General features: G+C 71.9%; 18 protein-coding genes. 8 read left to right on the top strand and 10 right to left on the bottom strand.

The genetic code is table 11. From position 1 onward, the window contains the following. Nucleotides 1-358 (bottom strand): hypothetical protein (locus tag VIG76_RS08860; RefSeq protein ID WP_331953259.1); only part of this gene is annotated, 358 nt, incomplete at its 3' end. Nucleotides 359-1,401: 1,043 nt separating this feature from the next. Here VIG76_RS08860 and VIG76_RS08865 point away from each other — a divergent pair. After that, a complete protein-coding gene (locus tag VIG76_RS08865) occupies nucleotides 1,402-2,481 on the top strand; it encodes a tyrosine-type recombinase/integrase (protein ID WP_331953261.1) in 1,080 nt (359 codons plus the stop codon). 5 nt (nucleotides 2,482-2,486) lie between these two features. Here the strand turns inward: VIG76_RS08865 and glnA are convergent, their stop codons facing one another. The 3 genes from glnA to VIG76_RS08880 all read right to left on the bottom strand — a co-directional run bounded on the left by glnA (nucleotide 2,487) and on the right by VIG76_RS08880 (nucleotide 5,162). Further along, the gene (glnA, locus tag VIG76_RS08870) at nucleotides 2,487-3,923 is read right to left on the bottom strand and encodes a type I glutamate--ammonia ligase (protein ID WP_331953263.1); all 1,437 of its coding nucleotides are present in this window, start codon (nucleotides 3,921-3,923) and stop codon (nucleotides 2,487-2,489) included. Between the two features lie 115 nt (nucleotides 3,924-4,038). Continuing rightward, nucleotides 4,039-4,467 (bottom strand): J domain-containing protein, encoded by a 429-nt coding sequence (locus tag VIG76_RS08875; RefSeq protein WP_331953265.1) that lies wholly within the window; start codon nucleotides 4,465-4,467, stop codon nucleotides 4,039-4,041. Then, entirely contained in the window at nucleotides 4,464-5,162 is a 699-nt protein-coding gene (locus tag VIG76_RS08880; protein ID WP_331953267.1) for a DUF4191 domain-containing protein, read from the bottom strand. The genes VIG76_RS08875 and VIG76_RS08880 overlap by 4 nt, the downstream gene beginning before the upstream one ends. A 104-nt stretch (nucleotides 5,163-5,266) precedes the next feature. Between VIG76_RS08880 and VIG76_RS08885 the strand changes: the two genes are divergently transcribed. Beyond that, nucleotides 5,267-6,655, top strand: a complete 1,389-nt coding sequence (locus VIG76_RS08885; protein WP_331953269.1) for a hypothetical protein — start codon at nucleotides 5,267-5,269, stop codon at nucleotides 6,653-6,655. On the opposite strand, the gene sucB is transcribed toward VIG76_RS08885, so the two are convergent. The 3 genes from sucB to VIG76_RS08900 form a co-directional block, all read right to left on the bottom strand. Then, on the bottom strand, nucleotides 6,553-8,178 hold the full coding sequence (gene sucB, locus VIG76_RS08890) for a 2-oxoglutarate dehydrogenase, E2 component, dihydrolipoamide succinyltransferase (RefSeq protein ID WP_331953271.1): 1,626 nt from the start codon (nucleotides 8,176-8,178) through the stop codon (nucleotides 6,553-6,555). The two genes, VIG76_RS08885 and sucB, sit on opposite strands and share 103 nt — an antisense overlap. A 62-nt stretch (nucleotides 8,179-8,240) precedes the next feature. Then, nucleotides 8,241-9,614, bottom strand: coding sequence for a dihydrolipoyl dehydrogenase (lpdA, locus tag VIG76_RS08895; protein WP_331953273.1), 1,374 nt, complete (start codon nucleotides 9,612-9,614; stop codon nucleotides 8,241-8,243). A 150-nt stretch (nucleotides 9,615-9,764) separates the two neighbouring features. After that, nucleotides 9,765-11,261: a leucyl aminopeptidase gene (locus tag VIG76_RS08900; RefSeq protein WP_331953275.1), complete on the bottom strand. Its 1,497-nt coding sequence runs from the start codon at nucleotides 11,259-11,261 to the stop codon at nucleotides 9,765-9,767. Between the two features lie 100 nt (nucleotides 11,262-11,361). Here VIG76_RS08900 and VIG76_RS08905 point away from each other — a divergent pair, with 100 nt between their 5' ends. The 5 genes from VIG76_RS08905 (at nucleotide 11,362) to VIG76_RS08925 (ending at nucleotide 17,110) form a co-directional block, all read left to right on the top strand. Further along, nucleotides 11,362-12,279 (top strand): proteasome assembly chaperone family protein, encoded by a 918-nt coding sequence (locus tag VIG76_RS08905; RefSeq protein WP_331953277.1) that lies wholly within the window; start codon nucleotides 11,362-11,364, stop codon nucleotides 12,277-12,279. Continuing rightward, a complete protein-coding gene (locus tag VIG76_RS08910) occupies nucleotides 12,276-13,601 on the top strand; it encodes an MFS transporter (RefSeq protein ID WP_331953279.1) in 1,326 nt (441 codons plus the stop codon). The genes VIG76_RS08905 and VIG76_RS08910 overlap by 4 nt, the downstream gene beginning before the upstream one ends. Before the next feature lie 225 nt (nucleotides 13,602-13,826). Continuing rightward, nucleotides 13,827-15,155 carry an RNA polymerase sigma factor gene (locus VIG76_RS08915; RefSeq protein ID WP_331953281.1) on the top strand — a complete coding sequence of 443 codons (1,329 nt, stop codon included), beginning with the start codon at nucleotides 13,827-13,829 and terminating at the stop codon, nucleotides 15,153-15,155. Between the two features lie 6 nt (nucleotides 15,156-15,161). Beyond that, complete coding sequence (locus VIG76_RS08920; protein ID WP_331953283.1) at nucleotides 15,162-16,400, top strand: MurT ligase domain-containing protein; 1,239 nt, start codon at nucleotides 15,162-15,164, stop codon at nucleotides 16,398-16,400. Continuing rightward, nucleotides 16,397-17,110, top strand: a complete 714-nt coding sequence (locus tag VIG76_RS08925) for a glutamine amidotransferase (protein ID WP_331953285.1) — start codon at nucleotides 16,397-16,399, stop codon at nucleotides 17,108-17,110. Before VIG76_RS08920 ends, VIG76_RS08925 begins: the two co-directional genes overlap by 4 nt. A 105-nt stretch (nucleotides 17,111-17,215) precedes the next feature. On the opposite strand, the gene VIG76_RS08930 is transcribed toward VIG76_RS08925, so the two are convergent. Continuing rightward, nucleotides 17,216-17,449 carry a DUF7455 domain-containing protein gene (locus VIG76_RS08930; RefSeq protein ID WP_331953287.1) on the bottom strand — a complete coding sequence of 78 codons (234 nt, stop codon included), beginning with the start codon at nucleotides 17,447-17,449 and terminating at the stop codon, nucleotides 17,216-17,218. Nucleotides 17,450-17,707: 258 nt separating this feature from the next. Here VIG76_RS08930 and VIG76_RS08935 point away from each other — a divergent pair, with 258 nt between their 5' ends. After that, complete coding sequence (locus VIG76_RS08935; protein ID WP_331953289.1) at nucleotides 17,708-19,792, top strand: DNA gyrase/topoisomerase IV subunit B; 2,085 nt, start codon at nucleotides 17,708-17,710, stop codon at nucleotides 19,790-19,792. Between the two features lie 62 nt (nucleotides 19,793-19,854). Here the strand turns inward: VIG76_RS08935 and VIG76_RS08940 are convergent, their stop codons facing one another. Both VIG76_RS08940 and VIG76_RS08945 read right to left on the bottom strand, forming a co-directional pair. After that, complete coding sequence (locus VIG76_RS08940) at nucleotides 19,855-21,777, bottom strand: S53 family peptidase (protein ID WP_331953291.1); 1,923 nt, start codon at nucleotides 21,775-21,777, stop codon at nucleotides 19,855-19,857. Nucleotides 21,778-21,913: 136 nt separating this feature from the next. Further along, a complete protein-coding gene (locus tag VIG76_RS08945; protein WP_331953293.1) occupies nucleotides 21,914-22,651 on the bottom strand; it encodes a 2-phosphosulfolactate phosphatase in 738 nt (245 codons plus the stop codon). Nucleotide 22,652: the final 1 nt, after the last annotated feature.

Genomic DNA, 22,652 nt, shown 5'->3' on the forward strand with positions numbered 1-22,652 from the left:
CCCAGTCGTACGGATCGCTCTTGCTCTCGACTTCGCTCTCGACGATGACTGTCTCAAGGCCGGACCAGGATGCGCCGCTGAGCAGCGCCTGCGTCAGCTCGAACCGCGAGGTGTCCGACTGGACGCCCCCAGTGTCATTGAGCGGACGCCCGAGGGCGGAGAGGGGGTTCGCGACAGCCCACCCTGATGTGAAGAGGTGCAGCTGCCGTTGGAGCGGCTTCATGAAACCGGGGGACTCATCGAGTTGGCGGGCCGCCCACTGTCGCGCCTCGGCGATGTCGACGCGTGCGAAGTCGCGAATGAGCTCAGGTCGTCCGGAGGTTCGCTCGCCGGGCTCGTCGTCTCGCGCGGCTGCCACGCCCTCATCCAAGTGGACTAGGCCCGAGTGGTACCGCCCCAGAAGGGGTGGGAGCCGAGGGCTTCTGTAAACAACCGTGGGCGCCTCTCGAAATGGATCGTCTGAGTGAGAAGCGGTGGTGCTGGCTGCATCGGCGGACGGAGGACCGCCTAGAGCGCTTGATGGGCGAAACGGCTTGAAAAACTGCATCGCGACCGGGGGATTCTCAGAACCCGTCTCAAAACCTCGACCCTGTGGGCGGGTTTTGATCGACGGGTAATGAGACTCCGACCGGCTCCTCGGACCGCGGCACCGGGACTGTCGGACGAACATCGGACCATGGCAAGGGCGTGCTACGTAGCCTGTCAAGGACACCCGAACGCCGGGTAAGGCGAACTTTATGCCTGGACCGAAACCCCCGTCGTTAGCTCCGTCGTTGGACGCGACGGGTCTGGCGACGGGGGTTTGGGCGTCTTGCCCTGTCTTGGTCTGCTTCCTCGGCGGATGCCGTACGCGAACCACCCTCACTCTGCGTTCCTTGAGAGAGGGTGGTTTGCGTATTCAGGAAGCAGACCAAGACAGGGCAAGACAAAAGGAATGGTAAAGGGGAGAGAGTGCCTAGGGGAGAAAGTAGTGATATTGGGGAGTGGAGGCGGCAGGCGGGTCTTCGAAAGGGGCTGGGAGGCTAAACGAGCGATGGGCGAAGCGTCGAAACGGTATGGAAGACACTGACCGAGTGCGCTGAGTCGACGAGGTGGGCGAGCGGGGAGACGGATGTCGGAGGGGAGCAGGACGATCACCTCACCGGGATAAGGGAGGAACGATGGGATCGGCCGACCCGGAAGAGACGTGCAGTGGCCGGCTCTTCCGGGTCCGGTATCGGAAGGTCGATCACTTGCAGATCGATAAGCGCGGCTTCCGGACAGAGCGCGAGGCTGAGCTCTTCCGCTCCACCGTGAAGGTGGCGAAGTCACGCGGGGCCGTCGTCGATCCGCCTGGCGCCCGTGTTCCGCTCAGCGACTGGCTTGAGCGCGGGCCCTTGCTTGTGGGGGAGCGGAGGCACGATGTCAAGCATTCACAAGCGTCCTGACGGCGTATGGCGGGCCCGATACCGCGACGAGGCGAGGAAGGAGCACTCTCGGCACTTCGCCCGGAAGGCCGATGCGCAGCGCTGGCTCGACGAGGTCACGACGGCGGTGGTGACGGGCACCTATGTCGACCCGAAGACGGCGCGGACGACCGTGCGGGACTGGTGCGAGACGTGGATGCGCGGCTACGAGCTCAAGCGGCCATCGACAGTGCGGCAGGGCCGGGTGCACGTGCGACGCATCGTCTTGGCACTCGGTGACCGGCCGCTGTCCGCGGTGCGCCCGTCCGAGGTCCGGGAGTGGATGATGGCGCTGAAGTCCGAGGGCCTCGCGGACTCGACGATCTACGCCCTCCATGCGCGCCTCGGCCACATCTTCGCCGACGCGGTGCACGACGGCCTTGTGCCCCGGTCGCCGGTGTCCAGGCGCACGTCCCCCGGCGCGGCGAAGCAGCGCCCCTATGTGGCGACGACGGAGCAGGTGTGGGCGCTCTACGACGCGATGCCGGAGCCGATGCGGCCGGCGATCCTGCTCGGCGCCTTCGCCGGTCTGCGAGTGGCGGAGATCGTCGCGCTCCGCACCTCCGACGTCGATTTCATGCGGGGCGTGATCAAGCCGGCGGTGCAGTACCCGAACGCGGAGCTGAAGACGGAGATGTCGCGGACGCCGATCCCGATCCCGCTCGAGCTCGCGGTCGAGCTGAACCGGAACCCGGTGCAGTGGGGAAGCCCGACGATCGTGGTCGGGGTGATCGGGCGGCCGATCGCGCCGTACACCCTCGAGGAGGCGTTCCGGCGGGCGCGGGCGACGGTGGAGGGCCTGCCGGAGGGGTTCCGCATCCACGACCTACGGCACTACTTCGCGAGCCTGCTGATCTCGAAGGGCCTCGACGTGAAGGTCGTGCAGACGCGGCTGCGGCACTCGTCGGCGAAGACGACGCTGGACACGTACACGCACCTGTGGCCGGACAAAGAGGAGTCCGCACGAGCAGCTGTCGCGGACGTTCTGGCTGCTCGTGCGGACTTTCTGCGGACTAGCGCCCGTTCTGCCCAGTGATTTGGCTACACCCCGAAGTAGAGCTCGTACTCGAAGGGGTGCGGGCGCGCGGCGAGCGGCTTGATCTCCTTCTCGCGCTTGTAGTCGATCCAGGTCTCGATGACCTCGGTCGTGAACACGTTCCCCGCGGTGAGGTAGTCGTGGTCGACTTCGAGGGCGTCGAGCACCGCGTCGAGCGAGCCCGGCACCTGCGGGATGAGGCGCGCCTCGTCGGGCGGCAGCTCGTAGAGGTCCTTGTCGACCGGCTCGTGCGGCTCGATCCGGTTCTGGATTCCGTCGATGCCGGCCATCAGCTGCGCGGCGAACGCGAGGTACGGGTTGCCGGACGCGTCGGGCGCGCGGAACTCGATCCGCTTCGCCTTCGGGTTGGTCCCGGTGATCGGCACGCGGATCGCGGCCGAGCGGTTGCCCGCCGAGTAGACCAGGTTGACCGGCGCCTCGTAGCCGGGCACGAGCCGGTGGTAGCTGTTCGTCGTCGGGTTCGTGAACGCGAGCAGCGACGGGGCGTGCTTCAGGATGCCGCCGATGTACCAGCGCGCGAGGTCCGAGAGGCCGCCGTAGCCGGCCTCGTCGTAGAACAGCGGCTTGCCGTCGTTCCAGAGCGACTGGTGCGTGTGCATGCCCGAGCCGTTGTCGCCGAACAGCGGCTTCGGCATGAAGGTCGCCGCCTTGCCCCACTGCTTGGCGGTGTTCTTGACGATGTACTTGAACTTCAGGATGTCGTCGGCCGCGTGCACGAGCGTGTCGAACTTGTAGTTGATCTCGCCCTGGCCGGCGGTGCCCACCTCGTGGTGGGAGCGCTCGACCTCGAGGCCGGCCTCGATCAGCTTCAGCACGATGTCGTCGCGGAGGTCCGCGTGCTGGTCGACCGGGCTCACCGGGAAGTAGCCGCCCTTGTAGGGCGTCTTGTTGCCGAGGTTGCCCCCGACCTCCTCGCGGCCGGAGTTCCAGGCCGCCTCGGAGGAGTCGACCTTGTAGAAGCTCGAGCCCTGGGCGACCTCGTACCGGACGTCGTCGAAGATGTAGAACTCCGCCTCGGGAGCGAAGAACGCGGTGTCCGCGATTCCGGTCGAGGCGATGTACTTCTCGGCCTTGTGCGCGATCTGGCGCGGGTCCTTCGCATAGATCTCGCCGTTGCGCGGGTTGTAGATGTCGAACACCATGATCAGCGTGCGCTCCACCCGGAACGGGTCGACGTACGCCGTCGACACGTCGGGGATGAGCTGCATGTCCGACTCGTGGATGTTCGCGAAACCGCGGATCGACGAGCCGTCGAACAGCTGGCCGACCGAGAAGAAGTCCTCGTCGACAGTGGCTGCCGGGATGTTGAAGTGCTGCTGCACGCCCGGCAGGTCGGTGAACCGGATGTCGAGGAACTTGACGTCCGTGTCCTTGATGAACTTGATGACCTCGGACGAGTCGGTGAATCGGGGTGTCGGCATTCGGCGAATCTCTCCTGAACCTGCTGCTCGTGGGACCGCGGTGGCGGTCGCGCCAACCCTACGGGGGAGGCCGTTTCGCCTTCGTGACCGCCCTGTTTCGGGCGGGTAAACCGAATCAGGGAGTCGGGCTGGAGACGATGGGGGCGCCGTCGGCGGATCCGGCGGCGGAGCCGCTGCGCAGGGCGCTGTCGAGGGTCACGAGCGCCACGATCAGGAACGACAGCAGCGCGATGAGCACGAGCGAGTTCGCGAGGCCGCGGTCCTGCCGCGGCACGATGTGCACCCGCCGGACGGATGGTCGGGTCGGACCGTCCGCCGGGGCGAACGGCGGCTCGAGCAGCGCCGTCCGCGCCTGCACGAGGGCGTCGAACCTCGCGGCCGCCGCACGCCGCTCGTCCTCGCCCGCCTGGGGGAGCACGTCCGGATGCACGAAGCGGGCCGCGCGCAGGAACGCGCGCTGCGCCTCCTGGCCCGTCGTCTCGGGAGGCACGCCGAGCAGCGCCGCCGCCTCCGCCCGGGTCATGGGCCGCGGCCCGGCGCTCATCTGCGCACGGCGCGGATCCTCGTGGGGTCGATGCCCTTCGGGACCGGGAGGCCCGTGCCGAGCGACTCGAGCCGGTTGCTCACCGCGAGCACCTCGGCGCGGGTCAGCTTCGGCTTCAGGCGTGTCAGGCGCCGGCTGATCTGGTTGAGGCGGATGGAGCCCTCGTCGTGCCCGACGTGGAGCACGGTCACGGGCACGTTCGGCGCGACGCGGGTGACCTTGCGTCGCTCCTCGTCGGTGAGGCGCTGCGTGCGCGCCTTCGGGCCCTCGACGATGAGGGTCACGCCGGGACGCCCGACGACCCGGTAGACCGCGTCCTTCGTGCGGCCGTTCACGGCCACCGGCACCTCGCTGCCGCGCCAGCCGCGGCGCAGCGAGCTGCGCAGCACCGCGCCCACGGCGCCGGGCTGCCCCTCGAGCTGCGCGTACGCGGCCCGCTCGGCGCGACGGTTCATGATGATCATCGCGGCGAGCGTCCCGCTGACGATGCCGAGCAGCGTCCAGACGACGATGGTGAAGACGTTGCCTGCCGCGAAGGCGATGCCGAGCGCGACACCCACCGCGACGGCGAGCAGGAAGGCGCCGAGCATCCACCACTGAGCGGCCGGATCCGCCTTCCGGGTCATCTGGAAGATCTGCCAGAACTGCTTCACGCGGCCGGGCTCTTTGGCCGTGCCGGCGGTTGCTCGCGCCATGTCCTCATGGTAACGACTCCTCCCCAGGCGGGCGGGCCCATCTCGAGGGCCGGTCGCGCGCACGGCCGCACCGGCGGGGCGCGTGCCTCGGCCAGCATCGGCGCGTGACCGAGACGCTCGTGGGCCACCGGATCGACCGGCGGATGGGGGAGGACGACGCGCTCGCGACCGCCGCGGACGGCACCCGGCTGCGGCTGGTGCGCATCAGGGACGGGGACGCCTCGGGGGAGACCGCGATCGCGGCGTGGTCGAGCGTCGCCGGGGACCACCTGCAGCGGGTGGTCGATCTCGGCACGGCGCCGAACGGGGACCTCGTCGCGGTGCTGGCGGACGTGCCGTACGCGTTGCCGGATCTCGTCGGCGCGCGGGCGCTCGACGCGAGCGAGGCCGTGACGGTGCTCGTCCCGCTCGCCGCTGCGGTGGCGGAGCTCCAGGCGGCGGGCGTGGTGCACGGCGCGATCGGGGCGGCCGCCGTCGCGCTCACCGACGCCGGATCGCCGGTGCTGCTGCTCCCGAGGACCGCGACGAGGCCGGGCCCGGACGGCGTGGGCATGGCCGCCGACCGGCACGCGCTCGCCGTGCTCGCCGGTCGGCTGCTGCCGCCACCGGTGCCCGACGCGCTCGTCGCGGCGCTGGAGCAGGACCCGGGCGGTGCCGGGATCGACCGGCTGTTCGATCTCGCGGAGCCGAGGCCGGTGGCGCTCCACCGCGCCGCCTCGCCGTCCGCGACGAGCGGAACGCCGGCACGGCTGGTGGCCACGCAGCCGGCAGCCGAGCAGGCGGGGCGAGGTCGGGTCGACCTCGACACAGTGCGCCGGTCCGTCCGTGCTGGTGCGGCCCGGCTGGGCAGCGCCGCAGCAGGGGTGCGGCGGCGGGTGTGGGTCGCGGCCGCCGCGGCCCTCATCGCACTCGCCGCTGCGGTCGTGCTGCTGCCGGGTCACGACACGTCGGCGCGCGCCCGGCCGGAGACCACCCGGGTGCCGCACGTCACGGTTCCACCGGCCCGGCCGTCGCCGACCTCGAGAGCGAGCGCGGCCCGGAGCGCGAGCCCGAGTTCGCCCCCGAGCCCGGCGGCTCCGCCGACCGCGGGTCCGACCGACCCGGTTCGGGCCGCGACCGTCCTGCTCGCGGCGCGAGCCCGGTGCCTCGCCGCCGGGACGTCGGCCTGCCTCGGCGCCACCGACGATCCGGGCTCACCCGTCGACGCGCTCGACCGTGCCGCGCTGGCGGCCGGCGTCGACGCGGTGCTGCCGCCCGCGGTGACCCCCGAGCTCCTGCGGAGCAGCGGGGCCACCGCCGTGCTGGTGGTCGGGCCGTGCACGGTGCTCGAGCTGCACGGCCCCGGCGGCTGGCGCCTCCGGGACGTGCTCGCCCCCTCGCGGGCGGGTGCTCAGATGCCGAGCGCGTCCGTGAAGTCGCCCTCCTCGAGCCGCTGGCGCACCGCGGTGAGGAACCGGGCGGCGTCCGCCCCGTCCACGATGCGGTGGTCGTAGCTGAGCGCGAGGTACACCGACGAGCGGATCGCGATCGACTCGCCGCCGTCCGCCGTCTTCACGATCCGCGGCACCCGCTGCACGGTCCCGGTGCCGAGGATCGCGACCTGCGGCAGGAAGACCAGCGGGGTGTCGAAGAGCGCCCCGCGCGATCCGGTGTTCGTGAGCGTGAACGTGCCGCCGGCGAGCTCGTCGGGCTTCAGCTTGTTCTCGCGGGTGCGGGCGGCGAGGTCGGCGATCTGGCCGGCCAGCTCCGCGATCGAGAGGGCGCCGGCGTTGCGGACGACCGGCGTGAGCAGGCCGCGCTCGGTGTCGACGGCGATGCTGAGGTTCTCGGTGTCGGGGTAGACGATCGAGTCGCCGTCCACGGTCGCGTTGATGATCGGGTACTGCTGCAGCGCCTCCACGGCGGCGAGCGCGAAGAACGGCAGGAAGGACAGCTTCTGCCCGGTCTTCGACTGGAACTCGCCCTTGACCCGGTCGCGGAGGTTCGCGACGGCGGTCACGTCCGCCTCGACCACGGTCGTGAGCTGGGCGGTCGACTGCATCGACACGACGGCGCGCTCGGCGACGACCTTGCGGAGCCGCGACATCTTCACGGTCGTGCCGCGGAGCGCCGACGGCTGCGCCTTCTCGCGCGGAGCGGCTGCGGCGGGCGCGGCGGCCTGCGGCTTGGCCTCTGCAGCGGCGAGCACGTCCTCCTTGCGGATGCGGCCGCCGACGCCCGACCCGCTGATCGAGGCGAGGTCGACGCCGCGGTCGTGGGCGAGCTTGCGGACGATCGGCGTGACGTAGGGCGCGGCGGCGTGCGCGCCGCCGCCCTGGTGAGCCGGAGCAGCGGGCTGCTGCTGCGGCGCCGCAGCGGCCTGCTGCTCGGCCGGCTGCGACGGCGACGCGGTGCTCTGCACCGGCGCGGGCTGCGCGGGGGTCGGGGGCGTGGTCGGAGCGGCGGCGGGACCGCTGTCGCGGCCGACCTCCGTCTCGACGGAGTTCGTGGCCTCCTCGGCGAGCGGCGGCTGCTCGGCCTGCTGCGGCTGGGCGGCCTGCTGCGGCTGGGCGGCCTGCTGCGGCTGGGCGGCCTGCTGCGGCTGCGCCATCTCCTGCTCGGGCGCCGGCTCGGCGTAGGAGGCGCCGGCCTCGGCGTAGGAGGCGCCGGCCTCGGCGTCCTCCTCCGGCTCGTCCTGCTGGACCTGGCGCGGGGCGGGCTCCGGCGACGACTGCACGGGGGCCGGCTCGGCCTCCTCGGGCTCGGGGGCCGCCTGGGCGGGCGCGTCGCCCGATCCGGATCCGTCCCCGATCCGCACGAGGGCGGTGCCGACCTCGACGGTCTCGTCCTCCTGGACGAGGATCTCCTCCACGACGCCGGCGACCGGCGACGGGATCTCGGTGTCCACCTTGTCGGTCGACACCTCGAGGAGGGGCTCGTCCACCTCGACCTGGTCGCCGACCTGCTTCAGCCAGCGGGTGACGGTGCCCTCGGTGACGCTCTCGCCGAGCGCCGGAAGGGTGACGGACTCACTCATCGGTTGTTCCTCATCTCAGGCGGCGAGAAGTGCCGCAGTGGTCGCCGCGCGCCGTCGCGCGGTCAGAGCGCGTGCAGGGGCTTGCCGGCGAGGGCGAGGAAGGCCTCGCCCAGGGCCTCGTACTGCGTCGGGTGGCCGTGGATGAAGGGCGCGATGTCCTCCGGGTAGGCCTCCCAGTTCACGACGAGCTGCGCCTCACCGATCAGCTCGCCGACGCGGGCGCCGATGGCGTGCACGCCGACCACGGGGCCGTCCTTGCGGCGCACCACCTTGATCGACCCGGTCGTGCCGATGATCTCGCTGCGGGCGTTGCCGGCGAGGCTGAAGTCGTAGGCGATGACCTCGTCACGGCCGAACTGCTCGACCGCCTTCGCCTCGGTGAGGCCGACGGAGGCGACCTCGGGGTCGCTGTACGTGATGCGGGGCACGTTCACGTCGCTGACGATCGCCGGGTTGAGGCCCGCGATCTCCTCGGCCACGAAGATGCCCTGCTGGAAGCTGCGGTGCGCGAGCTGCAGGCCGAAGACGATGTCGCCGACGGCGTAGACGCCCTTCAGGCTCGTCTCGAGGCGGTCGTTCGTGTTCACGAAGCCGCGGTCGAGCGTGACGCCCGCCTCCTCGAAGCCGAGGTTCGCGGTCACCGGGCCGCGGCCGACGGCGACGAGCAGCAGGTCGGCCTCGATCTTCTCGCCGTTCTCCAGCGTGACGACGACGCCGGAGTCGTCCTGCGTGACCCCGGAGAAGCGGATGCCGAGCTTGTACTCGATGCCGCGGCGGCGGTAGGCGCGCTCGAGCGCCTTGCTCAGCACCTCCTCCTCGTTCGGCACGAGGTGGGGGAGCGCCTCGATGATCACGACGTCGGCACCGAACGACTTCCAGACGCTCGCGAACTCGACGCCGATGACGCCGCCGCCGAGCACCGCGACCTTCTTCGGGACGTGGTCGAGCGCGAGCGCCTTCTCGGAGTCGATGACGCGGCCGCCGAGCTCGAGTCCCGGCAGGCTGCGCGAGTAGGAGCCGGTTGCGAGGATCACGTTCTTGCCGGTGATCGTGGAGTCGCCGACCTGCACGGTGGTGGCCGAGGTGAGGCGGCCCGCCCCCTCGATCGTGGTGACGCCGCGCGCCTTCAGCAGCGACTGCAGGCCGCGGTACTTCTTCGCGACGATCCCCGTGCGGTACTCGGTGACCTTCGGGACGTCGACGCCCTCGAGCGTCGAGCGGATGCCGAAGTTCTCCGAGTCGCGGGACGCGTCGGCGACCTCGGCCGCGTGCAGGAGGGCCTTCGTCGGGATGCAGCCGCGGTGGAGGCAGGTGCCGCCGACCTTGTCCTTCTCGATCATCCCGACCGACATGCCGAGTTCCGAGGCCCGGAGTGCTGCGGCGTATCCGCCGCTGCCCCCACCGAGGATCACGAGGTCGAAGGACTGATCGGGCACTTGGCTGCACATCCGTTCTTGAGCGCTGGCTTCCCGTGTGCGGGACGGCGGCCAGGGGGAGGCGAGCACCCCCACGGCACCCCGTGGAGGGGGCCGAACCGCCGGATCGACCCTACCCCCTGGCCGGGTCGCGAGCCTGTCGGCGGGCTCTCAGAGCGCCGCCTCGGCGAGGTCCTCGACGAGGGCGAGCAAGGTCGCCACCATGACGCCGGTCGGACCCGATCCGACGGCCCCGTACGCGCTCCCGCCGTTGTTGGAGGCACCGGCGATGTCGAGGTGCACCCACGGCACCTTGCCGCCGCCCTCCGCCTCCGGCACGAACTCGCGGAGGAAGTGGCCGGCGATGAGCGCCCCGCCGGCCGGGCTGCCGATCTTCACGTTCGCGATGTCGGCGACGTCGGAGTTCAGCAGGGGCCGCAGCTCCTCGGGCAGCGGGAGGTGCCAGAGGAGCTCGCCGGCACGCTTCGCCGCGGCCTCCGTGCGGGCGACGAGCGGTCCCTCGCCCATCAGGCCCACGGTTCGGTTGCCGAGCGCGGTGATGATCGCGCCGGTCAGCGTCGCGACGTCCACGATGGCGTCCGGATGCTCCTCGCCGGCCGCGACGAGGCCGTCCGCGAGCACGAGCCGGCCCTCCGCATCCGTGTTCAGCACCTCGACGGTGCGGCCGCCACGGATGCGCAGCACGTCGTTCGGGCGGATGGCGCTGCCCGACGGCATGTTCTCGGCGATGCAGAGCCAGGCGGTCACGCCGACGGGCAGCTCCAGCCGGGCCGCCGCGAGCACGACGGCGAGCACGGTCGCGGCGCCGGTCATGTCGTACTTCATGCCGACCATCGACGGGCCCGGCTTCAGCGAGAGGCCCCCGGAGTCGAACGTGATGCCCTTGCCCACCAGCGCGATCGTGCGCTCCGCGCCCGCCGGCGCCCAGGCGAGCCGGACGAGCCGCGGCGGCCGCACCGAGCCGGCGCCGACGCCGAGGATGCCGCCGAAGCCGTCGGCCTCGAGGGCGGCCTCGTCCCAGACGCGCGACTCGATCCCGGTGCCCTCGACGGCGGCGACCGCTCGGTCGGCCAGCTCGGCGGGGTGCAGGTCGTTCGGCGGGGTGTTCACGAGGTCCTTCACGAGCGCCACCGCTTCCGCCAGCGTCCGTGCGCGCTCCACCGCCTCGTCGTCCGCGGGACCGACCACGGTCACCCGCTCGACGGGGTCCTTCTGCTTTGCGAGCGTCGCGTGGCGGTAGGCGGTGAAGGCGTAGGCGCCGAGCGCGGCGCCCTCGAGCACCGCGGCGACGTCGTCCGGATCCGCCGCAGGCAGCGCGAGGGCCACGTGCGCGGTGCCGGCGAGGCGGCGCACCGCCACCGCGGCGGCGCCCCGGAGCGCGTCCGGGCCCGTGCCGCCCAGCCCGACGAGCGCGAGCGTCCGCGCGGCGACCGCCCGGGGCGCGGGGATGCGGACCAGGTCGCCCGCCGAACCGCCGGCGCCCAGCGCGGCGAGGTCGAGCCCGTCGAGGCCGAGGGCCGCGGCGTCCGCGCCCTCCGGCAGCACGAGCTCCGGCGTGCCGTCACCGCCGCGGACGGCGAGCACGAGCACGTCGGCGTCGAGGTCGGCGGGGGAGTCGGCAGTGAGCGTGAGGGACGGGATCGGCATGAGCGAATGGTATGCAGCGCCGGCGGGCGGGCCGCTGGGCGCGTCGCCCGCCGCCGTCCCCTCGACCGGCCGCAGGAGCCCGCGCCGGTACGCTGGAGGGATGCGTGAGCCCGAGGATCTGTACGCGCTCACCGCCGCCGCCGCCGACGTGCCGCAGGGCCTCCCGCTCGTCGCGGGGCTCACCGGCTTCGCGGATGCGGGCGGCGCGGTGCAGCAGCTCGCCGACTACTTCGCGGCCACCGTCGACCTGGTCCCGGTGGCCGTCTTCGACGCCGACGAGCTGCTCGACTACCGCGCCCGCCGCCCGATCATCGCCTTCGAGCAGGACCACCTCACGTCCTACACGCCCTCGAAGCTCGTGCTCTCGCAGGGCCGCGACGAGATCGGCCGGCCGTTCCTGCTGCTCACCGGCTACGAGCCGGACTTCCAGTGGGAGCGCTTCACCCGCGCCGTCCTCGGCCTGATGGACCGGTTCGGCGTCGCCGACGTCACCTGGGTGCACAGCATCCCGATGCCCGTGCCCCACACCCGGCCGATCCAGGTCACCGTCGGCGGCAACCGGCCCGAGCTCATCGAGGCGATGAGCGTGTGGCGGCCGAGCACCCGGGTCCCCTCGAACGTGCTCCACCTGCTCGAGTTCCGCCTCGCGGAGCAGGGCAGGGCCGTCGCCGAGTTCGTGCTGCTCGTGCCGCACTACCTCGCCGACACCGAGCTGCCCGCCGCGGCGGTCAAGACGCTCGAGGTCGTCTCCGCGGCCACGGGCCTGCTGTTCCCGACCGACCAGCTGAAGGAGCAGTCGCGCGACTTCCTCGCCCGCGTCGACGAGCAGGTGGCGGCGAACGACGAGCTCGGCCAGCTCGTCCGCGCGCTCGAGCAGCGCCACGACACGTACATGGAGGGCAACCCGCTGCGCTCGCCGCTGACCGACGACGAGGGCGAGGTGCCGAGCGCCGACGAGCTCGCGGCCGAGCTCGAGAAGTTCCTGGCCATCCGGCGCCAGTCCGACGACGAGGCGTGAGCGGCACCACCACCGCCCGCGCCGCCCGCCTGGTCTTCGCCGGCGGGACCGTCGCGTACCTCTGCGCCGTCACGCAGCGCAGCTCCCTCGGCGTCGCGGGGGTCGCGGCCGCGGACCGCTTCGGCGCGTCCGCCGCCGCGCTGTCGACGCTCGGCGTGCTGCAGCTCGTCGTCTACGCGGTGCTGCAGGTGCCGGTCGGCGTGCTCGTCGACCGGTACGGGCCGAAGCGGGTGCTGGCCGCCGGGGCGGTGCTGATGATCGCCGGCCAGGTGCTCGTCGCCCTCTCGGCCACCCTGCCGGTCGCGGTCGCGGGACGGATGCTCGTGGGGGCGGGGGACGCCACCACCTTCGTCTCCGTGCTCCGGCTGATCGCCGCCTGGTTCGTCGCCCGCCGCGTGCCGGTGATGAACCAGTGGCTCGGCAACCTCGGGCAGCTCGGCCAGGTGCTGTCGGCGCTCCCGTTCGCGGCCCTGCTGCACGCGGCCGGATGGACGCCCGGCTTCCTGTCCGCCGCCGGCCTCTCGGGCGTCGCCCTCGTCGTGATCCTGCTGCTCGTGCGCAACGGACCCGAGCGGATCGCCGCACCCCGGCCCGACCTGCGCACGGTGCTCGGAGCGCTGCGCGCATCCGTCGGCCGGCCCGGCACCCGCCTCGGCTTCTGGTCGCACTTCGTCACGCAGTCGAGCGGCGTCGTCTTCGCGCTGTTCTGGGGCTACCCGTTCCTCGTCGCCGCGGCGGGCCTCGACCCGACCGTCGCCGCGCTGCTGCTCAGCGTGCAGGTGCTCGCCGGCTTCCTCGTCGGCCCGACCCTCGGCGCGCTGACCGCCCGGCATCCGCTCCGCCGCTCCAACCTCGTGATCGGCATCGTCACGGGGATCGGCATCGCCTGGACCGCCGTGCTGCTCTGGCCCGGCGTCCCGCCGCTCTGGCTGCTCGTGCTGCTCGTCATCGCCCTCGGCACCGGCGGCCCCGCGTCGCAGATCGGGTTCGACTACGCGCGCACCTTCAACCCGGCCACCAGCCTCGGCGGCGCGAGCGGCGTCGTGAACGTCGGCGGCTTCACCGCCAGCTTCACGATGATGTTCCTCATCGGCGTGATCCTCGACGCGGAGCACTCGCTGTCGGGCGCCCCGCTCTACTCGCTGGCGGCCTTCCGGGGCGCGTTCTCCGTGCAGTACCTCGTCATCGGCGCGGGGCTCGTGCTGCTGTTCGCGGCCCGCCGGCGCACCCGGCGGGTGCTGCTGGAGACCGAGGGCGTCGCCGTCGGGCCCGTCTGGGCGGCGATCGGGGACTCGGTGCGTCGCCGCAGCGCCCGACGGTAGGCCGACACGCCGCTACGCCGTGTACAATTGTAGGAAGCGCCGCACCTGCCGCGGTCGGTCGCTGGAATACGAGCGCCGGAGCCGCGTTGAGAACAGCGAGGGGTCGCGGTCCGAGCGCAACGTCGTAGCGGTCCCGGTACCAGCGTGTCCGGGCACCCGCGGCACCTTCATCCGACGGACCGGCCACCCGATCCGATCCCGTCGCCACAGCCAGTTGGGGGCTTCATGACCGTTCAGACCACCGCTCTCGCCGAGCCCGACGCCGCCGAGGCCGTCGCGCCGGCCAAGCCGCGCACCCGCAAGCCGGCCGCGCCGAAGAAGCCGGCGGCCGCCAAGACCAAGCCTGCAGCCCGTACCAAGCCGGCCACCGACGACGCCGAGGGCGACGACGAGGAGGCCGAGCTCGACGCCCCCGAGGTGCTCGAGGCCGACGCCGACGACTCGACCGACGACGCCGTCGTCGTCGAGGAGACCGACACGCCGGACGAGGAGGCCGCCCCCGAGGAGGCCGCCGTCGTCGCGGAGGAGGAGTCGACCGACGACGCCGCGAGCGAGGCCGACGCGCCGCTGCCCACCGGCGCCCTCGTGCTCTCGATGTCCGACGAGGACGAGGTCCCCGTCTACTCGACCGCGATCACGGGTGCCACCGCCGATCCGGTGAAGGACTACCTGAAGCAGATCGGCAAGGTCGCGCTGCTGAACGCCGCTGAGGAGGTCGAGCTCGCCATGCGGATCGAGGCGGGCCTCTTCGCGGAGGAGAAGCTGCAGACCGAGGCGGGCAAGCTCAGCAAGGAGCTCGAGCGGGAGCTGAAGTGGGTCGCCCGTGACGGGCAGCGCGCGAAGAGCCACCTGCTCGGCGCCAACCTGCGCCTCGTGGTGTCGCTGGCGAAGCGCTACACCGGCCGCGGCATGCAGTTCCTGGACCTGATCCAGGAGGGCAACCTGGGCCTGATCCGTGCGGTCGAGAAGTTCGACTACACGAAGGGCTTCAAGTTCTCCACCTACGCCACCTGGTGGATCCGGCAGGCCATCACCCGCGCCATGGCGGACCAGGCCCGCACCATCCGCATCCCGGTGCACATGGTCGAGGTCATCAACAAGCTCGCCCGCGTGCAGCGGCAGATGCTGCAGGACCTGGGCCGCGAGCCCACCCCCGAGGAGCTCTCCCGCGAGCTCGACATGACGCCCGAGAAGGTCGTCGAGGTGCAGAAGTACGGCCGCGAGCCGATCTCCCTCCACACGCCGCTCGGTGAGGACGGCGACAGCGAGTTCGGTGACCTCATCGAGGACACCGAGGCCGTCGTGCCGGCGGATGCCGTGGGCTTCACGATGCTCCAGAAGCAGCTCGAGAGCCTCCTCGACTCCCTGTCCGAGCGCGAGGCCGGCGTGATCCGGATGCGCTTCGGCCTCGGCGACGGCATGCCGAAGACGCTCGACCAGATCGGCGACACCTTCGGCGTGACCCGCGAGCGGATCCGCCAGATCGAGTCGAAGACCATGGCGAAGTTGCGCCACCCGTCACGCTCGCAGTCGCTGCGCGACTACCTCGAGTAAACCTGCATGCCGCTCCGCTGGGCGCCGGCCGTCGCGATCGGCCGGGCCGTGCGGATCGCCGCCCGCCTCCGGAAGCCCGGGGGCGGGTCGGCGGTTCCGGGCCTGGTCGTCAACCGGCTCGCGCCGCGCTTCCTCGGCTCGATGCTGTCGTCGTTCCCCGAGGGCCTCGTCGTCGTCTCCGGCTCCGCCGGCAAGTCGACGACCACGAAGATGCTCGTCGCCGTCCTCGAGGCGCACGGCAAGCGCGTCTTCACGAATCCCTCGACCGCGAACATCAGCCAGGGCCTGACCTCGGCCCTGCTCGAGCGCGCGAGCCTCACCGGCGGGATCGACGCGGACCTCGCCGTGCTCGAGATGGACGAGGGCCACGGCGCGCTGCTCTCCGACCGCTTCGCCTCCCGCGTCGTGCTGCTCACGAACGTGATGACGGACCAGATCGACCGGTTCCACGACTCCGACAAGGTGCTCGGGATGCTGCGGCGCATCGCCGCGACCGCCACCGGGTGCCTCGTGGTGAACGGTGACGACGGCATGCTCGCCCGCATCCGCACCGGTGTGCCGGTGCGCCGGTTCGGTGTGACCGACGGCGTGCTCGCGGCGGCGCCCCGCGGCCTCGGCTACGCCGAGACCATCCGTCCCGCGGACGCCGACGGGGCCGTCGTCACCGCGGTCGCCGGGTCCTCCGCGGCGATCCTGCTGCACGGGGTGCAGCACCAGGTCCAGCTCCCCGCCCGGGGCATCCACTACGCGGTGGACGCCGCCGGCGCCCTCACCGCGGCGAAGGAGGTGCTCGGCGACGCCTTCGACGCCGAGCGCGCCGTCGCCGCGATCTCGGCGATGCCCGCGGTCTTCGGCCGTGGCGAGGTCGTCACCGTGCGCGGCGTGCCGGTCGAGTTCGTGCTCGTGCAGAACCCCGCGAGCTTCCAGCTCAACGTCGACGAGCTCGAGGAGGGACTCGACCAGGTGCTCGTCGCGATGGGCTCCGACGTGCGGGACCCGTCCTACTTCTGGCCGGCCGACTCCTCCCGGATCGGCCGGGCGCTCGTCGTCACCGGCTCGAAGGCGGAGGACATGGCCCTGCAGCTGCTCTACCAGGGGGTCCAGGTCGTGCGGATCGAGCCGGACCTCACGGCCGCCGTCGACCACTTCCTGTCGCTGCCCACGCCGGCCCGCGGGCTGAAGACCATCGTCTTCACCGCGGACGCGATGCGCCGCACCCGCGCGCACCTGGGGCTCACGTCATGAGCGCCGCCATCGCCGCGCTCTTCCCCGAGCTCACCGACGTCAACGGCGACGCGCAGAACGCGCTCGTGCTCGCCCGGCGCGCCGAGTGGGCGGGGGAGGATGCGGCGGTGCTGCCGATCCCGATCGGGCAGGAGCCGGCCGTCGACCCCGTCGCCGTCGTGCTCGGCTCGAGCGTCGACTCGGCGCTCCCGCGCCTGCGCGACGCCCTGCACACGCTGCTCCCGCGGCTCACCGCGTGGCTCGACGCCGGGGTGCCGCTGCTCGCGGTCGGCACCGGCATGGAGCTGCTCGGCTCGCGCATCGCTCTCGACGACGGCACGGTCGTCGACGGCGCCGGCCTGCTGCCCGGCAGCACGAGCCCCCTCGAGGTCCGCGTCACCGACGACCTCGTCGTCGACGCGCCGGAGGGCCGGCTGGTCGGCTACGAGAACCACGCCCGCGGCTTCCGGCTCGACCCCGGCGTCGCGCCGCTCGGCCGGGTCGTGCACGGCATCGGCGACGGCAGAGGTGTCGACGGCGTGCGGCACGGGTCGATCGTCGGCACCCGGATGCACGGACCCGTCCTCGCGAAGAACCCGGCGCTGGCCGACGCCCTGCTCGCGCGCGCGTTCGGCCGCCGGATCGTCCCGACGGCCGCGCAGGCGACGGCGGCCGACGCCGCGGCCGCGGTCGTCCGCGACCGGCTGCTGCGCACCGTCACCCTGCGCTGAGCGGCCGCATCCGGTGCGAGATTCGCAGCGGACGTTCAGCGAACAGGGACCGAAAAAGGGCCCGCCGGCGAACCGGCGGGCCCTTCATCGTGTCGCTGGAAGCGACTAGGCCTTGGTCTCCTCGAGGAGCTTGCTCGACTCGTCGTGCCAGCTCTGGGCGATTCCCGCGAGCTTCTCCTGGTACTTCTTGCCGTGGTGGGCGCAGAAGAGCAGCTCTCCGCTGTCGAGCTCGACGCGGATGTACGCCTGCGCACCGCAGCTGTCGCAGCGATCGAGCGCGGTGAGCGAGAACTGCGACTCGAGCGAATCGAGCGGGCCGTGGTCTCCCGAACGCGTCATCGTGACCTCCTTGCGGTGTGCGTTGCCGAACCGGTACGGACATGTAAGCACGCGCAGGGTGGACGGGTGCGTGTAGTCCGCGGGTCGTTCGCTGAACGCGTACCCCCAGACCGGGCGCCCGGGTCGCCGGAGGCCGCCGGGAGCGACGACCGTGGCGGTGGCGCGGCTGTCGCGACGGGACGGGGGACCTGACCCGGTTCTCGGCCGGACCGGGCGCGTGCGCCGGCGCTGTCCTGCCGCGCGGTTACGGTGAACAGGATGGCTTCCAGCGACTACTCGGCGCGTCACCTGTCCGTCCTCGAAGGACTCGAGGCGGTGCGCAAACGACCCGGCATGTACATCGGCTCGACGGATTCCCGCGGCCTCATGCACTGCCTCTGGGAGATCATCGACAACTCCGTCGACGAGGCGCTCGGCGGGCACGGCGACCGCATCGAGGTCGTCCTGCACCCGGACGCCAGCGTCGAGGTGCGTGACACGGCGCGCGGCATCCCCGTCGACATCGAGCCGAAGACCGGCCTGTCGGGCGTCGAGGTCGTGTTCACCAAGCTGCACGCCGGCGGCAAGTTCGGCAGCGGCTCCTACGCGGCGTCCGGCGGACTCCACGGGGTCGGCGCCTCGGTCGTGAACGCGCTGTCCGAGCGGCTCGACGTCGAGGTGGACCGCGGCGGCAAGACCTACGCGATGTCGTTCCACCGCGGCGAGCCCGGCGTCTTCGCCGATCCGCCCGGTGCGGCACCGTCGCCCGACGCGCCCTTCGAGCCGTTCGTGTCGGGCAGCCAGCTCCGCGTCATCGGCAAGGCCCCTCGCGGCCGCACCGGCACCCGGGTGCGCTACTGGGCCGACCGGCAGATCTTCATCCGCGACGCGCAGTTCTCCCTGCCCGACCTCGCGTCACGTGCCCGGCAGACCGCGTTCCTCGTGCCGGGGCTGGCCATCACCATCGAGGACCTCCGCGGGGAGACGCCGACGATCGAGGAGTTCCACTACGAGGGCGGCATCGCCGAGTTCGTGGACTACCTCTCCTCCGACGCGCCGCTCACCGACACCTGGCGCATCCAGGGGTCGGGGGAGTTCAGCGAGAACATCCCGGTGCTGCAGGCCAACGGCCACATGGAGTCCACCGAGGTGCGGCGCACCTGCGAGGTCGACCTGGCGCTCCGCTGGGGCACCGGGTACGAGACCACGGTGCGCAGCTTCGTGAACATCATCACGACGCCGAAGGGCGGCACCCACAACCAGGGCTTCGACGCCGCGCTGTACAAGGTGCTGCAGACGCAGGTGGCCGACAACGCCCGGCGGCTGAAGGTCGGGCAGACCGAGAAGCTCGAGAAGGACGACGTCATGGCGGGGCTCACCGCCGTGCTCACCGTGCGGCTGCCCGAACCGCAGTTCGAGGGGCAGACGAAGGAGGTGCTCGGCACGCCGGCCGTGCGCCAGATCGTTCGGAACGTCGTGACCAACGCCCTCACGGAGCGCTTCACGTCGACGAAGCGCGAGGACAAGGCCCAGACCGGCGTGCTGCTCGAGAAGGTCGTCGGCGAGATGAAGGCGCGCATCTCCGCGCGCACCCACAAGGAGACGCAGCGCCGCAAGACCGCGCTCGAGTCGTCGTCGCTGCCCGCGAAGCTCTCCGACTGCCGGTCCAACGTGGTGGCGGACACCGAGCTGTTCATCGTCGAGGGCGACTCCGCCCTCGGGACGGCGAAGCTGGCCCGCAACAGCGAGTACCAGGCCGTGATGCCCATCCGAGGGAAGATCCTGAACGTCCAGAAGGCGTCGATCGGCGACATGCTCGCGAACGCCGAGTGCGCCGCGATCATCCAGGCGGTCGGCGCCGGCTCGGGCCGCACGTTCGACCTCGAGTCGGCCCGCTACGGCAAGGTCATCCTGATGAGCGACGCTGATGTCGACGGCGCGCACATCCGCACGCTGCTGCTCACCCTCTTCTTCCGGTACATGCGGCCGCTGCTCGACGAGGGCCGCGTGTTCGCGGCGGTGCCGCCGCTGCACCGCGTCGTGGTGATGGGCAGCAAGAAGACGGAGCCGATCTACACCTACAGCGAGCAGGAGCTCGCCGGGGTGCTGGCGCAGCTGAAGCGCGACCGCAAGCGGTACCAGGACCCGATCCAGCGCTACAAGGGTCTCGGGGAGATGGACGCCTCGCAGCTGAAGGTCACGACGATGGACCGCCGGCACCGGACGCTCCGCCGGGTGCGGATCGCGGACGCCGCGGCAGCCGAGCGCACGTTCGAGCTGCTCATGGGCAACGACGTGGCCCCGCGCAAGGAGTTCATCATCGAGGGCTCCAACGGCCTCGACCGGGAGCGCATCGACGCGTAGGCGTCGATGTATGAGAAGGGCCCGGGAGCAGCGCTCCCGGGCCCTTCTCATCGGCTACCGCCTCACTTGAGTGCGGTGAGCCACTTCGTGTTCGGCACGCCGACACCGGTCACCTGGTCGTAACCGGGCTTGACCACCAGCGAGCTGTCCTGGTCGAACGTGCGGACCGAGTAGAGCAGGCCGTTGTCTGCGTTCTCGCCGTTCGCGAAGTCGACGCGGACGTTGCCGGCGTCGAGGGGGTTGCCCGTGACATCCGTGAACGCCGACCGCGTCTGGTACACCTTCGGGTTCAGCAGGCCCGCGCGGTGGCCGGCGCTCTGCAGGGTCAGCGCCGTCATGCCCGCGAAGAGCGGGGAGGCGAGGCTGGTGCCGCCGATGCGGTACTCGTCGTAGTAGACGCCGTCCGAGAAGGTCTGCGTCTGGCCGACGAGCATGCCCGTGGTCGGGTCGGCGTCGAGGGCGACGTCGGGGACCTGACGGCTGCCGCCACCCACACCGGTCTGGTACGAGGGCTTGTTGAACAGCGTCGAGGTACCGCCGCCCGCGCCGTAGGAGTAGCCGACGAAGGACCACGACTTGCCGTCCGCGGACAGCGAGTACTTGTCGGTGCCCCAGCCGGTCTGGCCGAGCAGCTTGCCGCCGGCGCCGATGGCCGTCGAGGTGCCGCCGACGCTCGTCACGTACGGGTCGGAGGTCGGGTAGTCGACCTGCTTGATGCCCGTGTTCGCGAGCTCGTCGCCGTTGTCACCGGAGCTGAACATGAAGGAGATGCCCTGCATGGAACCCTGGAGGAACACCTGCTCGTACGCGTTGATCGCGTCGGCCGACTGGGCCTCCGCGACGTCGCCCCACGAGTTGGAGACGAGGCTCGCCTTGTTGTCGTCCACGACCTTCGCCAGCGTGGTCAGCAGGTCGCTGTCCTGGCAGCTCGTCCCGCCGTAGTAGCGGATCTTCGCGGCCGGCGCCATGGCGTGCACCGCCTCGACGTCGAGGGTCTGCTCGCCGAACCAGCCGGAAGCGCCGCACGCGGCGAGGTCCGTGTACTTGTTCGCCGGCGGGGTCACCTGGGTCAGCTGGCCGGAGGTGTACGCGCCGTCACCGTGCTCGGTGGCGTACCTGTTCGCGTCCTTCGCGATCGTGGGGGACGCGTAGGCGTCCGTGATCGCGACGGTCACACCCGAGCCGTCGAGTGCCGTGGCGCCCTCGTACGCGGCGCGCAGCTGCGGGCCGGTGTAGCCGCACACGGCGTAGGGCAGCGTCTTGCCGTGGAACTTCGGCAGCGGGGTCTTGAAGTCCGCCTGGTACTTCGCGGCGACCTGGCCGTAGTCGGTGGAGCACGGGCGCGCGTTGCGGAAGCCCGCGCCGGGCGAGACCGGCGTCGGCGCGGTCGGCTTCACGAGCCGCGGCGTCGTGTCGAGGCCGGTGACCGTCGAGACGAGCGAGGAGATCGAGCTCGGCAGGCTCAGCGCCGCGGTCGGCGCCTGAACCGTCTTCCCGTTGTGCTTGAACCGGCCGATCGTCGTGTGGAAGGCCTTCTGCGCGGCCGCGACGTCACCCGTGAGGCTGATGTACCGGTTGCTGGCCTCCACGCCCGTGACCTTCAGGCCGGCGGCCCGCAGGTAGGCCTCGACCGAGTGCACGGTCGCCGCCGAGGGCGCGTACCGGGCCCGGTACTGGGCCGGGGTGATGAAGTGCCCGTATGTGGCGGAGCCCGGGGTCGAGACCGCGAGCGCATCGGCCTTGAGCGCGGCGAGCCCGCCCTTCGGGGCCAGGTAGACCCGGACCGAGGTCGTCGCCGTGCCGGCCGGCGTACCGACCTTGGTGGCCTTCGCGACCCACGAGGGCTTCGAGTTCGGGATCGCGGTGTTCGGCTCGGCCGCGCTCGCCGACACGGCGGTCAGCGACAGGCCGGCGACTGCGGCGACGCACGCGGTGATGGACAGGAGACGGCGCGCCGAAGCACGCCTGAAGGATGGTTCAGGCAAGACGATTTCCTCGCTGCAACAGGGGTTTTCCACTCCGCCGGAGAGGCGGACGGCGCTAGGGGAGCACCTATCAGGACGCTAAGTTGCAGGTCTGCATCCGGCAATCCCAACCGATCGTTCTACCCCCGGCCAGAGCTCAACCCTGGGAGAACACCCAACCGTCGGCATCGATCACGGGCACGGATGCGGACGCGTCGCGCTCGAGCGCCACTTCGACGTCGTGCCCGTACCCGGCGAGGACGAGCTCCCGTGCGCTCGCGCACCCCGCGAGATCGACGACGTCGATCCGTGTGCTCGCGGCGACGCGCGCCTCGGCCGACAGGAGGTCCTGCGGCAGCCCGGCGAGCACGAGGGCTGCTCCTGCGAGGTCCTCGAGTGCTGGACGCAGGCCGCCGTCCGGCCAGCGCTCACCGGCCGCGATCACCACGACGGCGCACGACGGGTCGGACGCGAGCCGCTGGCGGAGGTCCCGGACCACCGCCGCCGCGTTCCGCAGCGACCCGACGAGCACCTGCGCGCCGCGGCCGGCCGCCGCGGCGCAGATCGTCGCCCCGTTGGGTGAGGGCAGCACCACTCGAGTACCGGCGGGCAGCGCGGTCAGCGACCCCGGCGAGAGCGAGACCCGGCCGTCGCCCCTCGGGCCGGCCAGGAGGTCCCCGGAAGGCACCTCGAGCGGCTCGCCCGGGCGGTACGCGACGGGCCGCACGGCGACGCCGGCATCGACGGCGGCCACGACCGCCGTGCTGAAGGAGAGCACGTCGACCACGACGACGACGCTCGGGCCGTCGATCCCGTCGAGCAGCACGGCGAGCTCGGTCGGCCCCCATCCGAACCGCACACGGGCGCCGTCCTGCATCCAGGGGCCGGCGGGCACG

The organism is Amnibacterium sp. (genome assembly GCF_036559085.1).
GTDB lineage: Bacteria > Actinomycetota > Actinomycetes > Actinomycetales > Microbacteriaceae > Amnibacterium.